Origin of the sequence: Haladaptatus sp. W1, from assembly GCF_001723155.1 — an archaeon.
In the GTDB taxonomy this organism is placed as follows: domain Archaea; phylum Halobacteriota; class Halobacteria; order Halobacteriales; family Haladaptataceae; genus Haladaptatus; species Haladaptatus paucihalophilus.
Genome location: NZ_MEIH01000281.1, coordinates 1 through 2,544 on the forward strand (window position 1 = coordinate 1; position 2,544 = coordinate 2,544).

The 2,544-nt window shown below is 62.7% G+C and carries 5 protein-coding genes; 3 read left to right on the forward strand and 2 right to left on the reverse strand.

All coding sequences use genetic code 11. The features are described 5' to 3' along the window. Positions 1-277, reverse strand: a 277-nt coding sequence (locus tag BG842_RS29890; RefSeq protein WP_175424151.1) for a hypothetical protein, incomplete at its 3' end; no start/stop codon positions are given. A gap of 106 nt (positions 278-383) precedes the next feature. On the opposite strand from BG842_RS29890, the gene BG842_RS13280 reads away from it, so the two are divergent. Then, positions 384-1,316: a DUF368 domain-containing protein gene (locus tag BG842_RS13280; RefSeq protein ID WP_069451100.1), complete on the forward strand. Its 933-nt coding sequence runs from the start codon at positions 384-386 to the stop codon at positions 1,314-1,316. 59 nt (positions 1,317-1,375) lie between these two features. Beyond that, positions 1,376-1,492, forward strand: coding sequence for a rubrerythrin-like domain-containing protein (locus tag BG842_RS28880; protein WP_139025542.1), 117 nt, complete (start codon positions 1,376-1,378; stop codon positions 1,490-1,492). On the opposite strand, the gene BG842_RS13285 is transcribed toward BG842_RS28880, so the two are convergent. Then, positions 1,473-1,784 (reverse strand): hypothetical protein, encoded by a 312-nt coding sequence (locus tag BG842_RS13285; protein WP_254663144.1) that lies wholly within the window; start codon positions 1,782-1,784, stop codon positions 1,473-1,475. The two genes, BG842_RS28880 and BG842_RS13285, sit on opposite strands and share 20 nt — an antisense overlap. Positions 1,785-1,936: 152 nt before the next feature. On the opposite strand from BG842_RS13285, the gene BG842_RS13290 reads away from it, so the two are divergent. Next, a partial coding sequence (locus BG842_RS13290) for a hypothetical protein (protein WP_069451102.1) occupies positions 1,937-2,544 on the forward strand: 608 nt, incomplete at its 3' end.

Consider the following 2,544-nt stretch of genomic DNA (forward strand, 5'->3'; position numbering starts at 1 on the left):
GCGCGAACAACTCCACCGACAACTCCTCGTCAGGTCCGGCGAACGCCGGTAACTCGACGAGCGGTAACGCGACGGCCGGAAACGGCACCGTCGGAGCCAACGACTCGACGAACAGCAGTTCGCTGCCGAGTCCCGCCGCACCGTCGACCCGTGCCGGTCTGGTCGGCACGTTCGCGGCCGCGATGGTCGTGGCGCGCCGCGACTGAAGCGCGTCGGTTGGGGTTTCGATTTCGTTTTTCCGTTCGCTTGATTCCACCCCGCCAGCCCACATTCTCATATTCGAGTGGCCCGTAGTGCCGGGCGTGACTGGTGACGAGCGAGAGCCTGCTGGTGTCGACCGCGGATGGGAATCGTTTTTTGATTCGACCGGAAACCCGGGTGCAATGCGTGGCCTGCTGACTGTCTACCTGAAAGGCGTCTGCATGGGGTCCGCCGATGCGGTCCCCGGCGTCTCCGGCGGGACGATAGCCCTCATCACGGGCATCTACGAGCGACTCATCTCGGCCGTCGCGTCGTTCGACCCGCGAATCGTGCTGAACATCCTCCGAGCGTACGACCCCGACGAACGCGCGAACGCCCGCCGAATCCTTTCCGAGATGGACATCCCGTTTCTGCTCGCACTCGGTGCGGGAATCGCAACGGCGGTCGTGGCGGTGACGGGACTGGTCACGTGGGGAAGTGAACAGCATCCCGTCCTGCTGTACGGCTTCTTCTTCGGACTCATCGCCGCGTCGGCCATCGTCCTCTACGACGAGGTGTCGGTGAGCACGCCGGGGCAGGTCGGTGCCGCCATCGCTGGCTTCGCCGTCGCCTTCCTGATAGCCGGTGCGACCGAATCGGCGACCGGTGCGACGCCCCTTCCGCTCGTCTTCGTGACCGGGATGGTCGCCATCAGTGCGATGATCCTCCCGGGCGTGTCCGGGGCGCTCATCCTCATGCTCCTCGGTCAGTACAACTACCTCTCGGAAAGTCTGCACGGAGTCAAGGACGCGCTCGTCGGACTCGCCGACGGCGGGTCCGTCGCGGCCGTCGTCACGCCGGGGATCGTCGTCGTGACGTTCATGGTCGGTGCCCTCGTCGGGCTGTTGACTATTTCGAAGGTCGTTGCGTGGGCACTGGAGCACTACCGAGCGGCGACGTTGACCTTCCTCGTCAGCCTGATGGTCGGAGCGCTTCGCTTCCCCGTCGAGAAGACGGTCGCGGCGTCGACGTTCGCGTGGACGCCGACGGTCATCGGCGGGGCGCTCGTCGCCGTCCTCGTCGGCGGCGGCGCGGTGCTGTTGCTCGACCACACCACCGACGATTTGGACTACTGACCGTTCGATTTTTCGACAATAACTACTGTTAACTTACTGCATGGCATAGGGTCTCCGAGATGACTGCAACGTACGAATGTGAGAACTGCGGCAAGCGGGTGAGCGCGCTTCAGCACCCCGGGGAATGCCCGGACTGCGATTCCGAGATGCGAAACGTCAGCGTTCCGCGCGAGTAGGCACCGTCGATCGAGTGGGGAGCGCGTCGATGCGTGCCGTCATGTCGTCGATATCGTCGTCTAGCCCGGCGAGAAACGTCTGGACTTCGGGGGTTATCGTCGCTCCGTCGGGCGTCGATTCGACGTATCCCTCCTCTTCGAGGAGCTTGAGGGCGGCGCGGATTTCGTGGTGTTCTCGTTCGGTGATGCGCGACAGGCGCCGAATCCCGATAGGTCCGTGTTCGGAGACGAGCAGGAGGGTCCCGAGCGCCCGCTCTATCAGTTCGAGTTCGCTGTGGAGAGTATCGAACACGCCTGAACACAACAACCCGCCAGGCTAAAGCGTTCCTTCGAAGCGCTACTGTGAGGGACAGTGACATCGATAGAGCCCGTGAATCATCGATTCGATTCCGGTCGGATACGAAACTATTCAATCGGCGAGAACGTAATCCAGTCACGAAAAGAATGGACGACACGATAGGGGACGTGAGCACGTTCCTCTGGTGGCTCGGGTGGCGGTTCGAAATGGGCGTCGCGCTCGCTGTCGTACTCTCGATTCTCTTCGGCGCGACGACCGGAACGGGCATCGGCTACCTCGTCGGACTCACCAGCGGACTCGGCCTCTGGTATCTCGGGACGAAGGAGATAGACCGGGCGTACTGGACCCTGCTCGACCCCTACGCGGAGTACACGAAGCAGGTGCGTCGAACCGTGGCGGGAACGACACCCCACGAATCGACGTACACGCTGAACTACAGTTCCGGCGCGTCCCTGTTCGTAACGCCCGACGAACGCTACTTCACTACGACCGTCTTCGTCGGCGACGAGACGGTCACGTTCCACGAGGGCGTCGGCGTCGATATGGTGGCACGAGTTCCGTATTCGAAGGACGAAGCGACCGAGATACGTTACGAGTGGCTCTCCTCGATTCAGTACGAGAAACCGTACGTGCGCCTCGAACTGACGAGCGGAAAATCGATTCGATACTACGCGAACGACCGTCCCGACGAGTTGCTGGCCGAGGTGGGTGAGCACATCGAACGCCGTTCACGGGACACCGCGGAAGAAACGGC

What these genes read in the sequence shown, in the direction of transcription:
- BG842_RS13280 (WP_069451100.1), top strand. Translation starts at nt 384, where the DNA reads ATGCGTGGCCTGCTGACTGTCTACCTGAAAGGCGTCTGCATGGGGTCC.
- BG842_RS28880 (WP_139025542.1), top strand. Translation starts at nt 1,376, where the DNA reads ATGACTGCAACGTACGAATGTGAGAACTGCGGCAAGCGGGTGAGCGCG.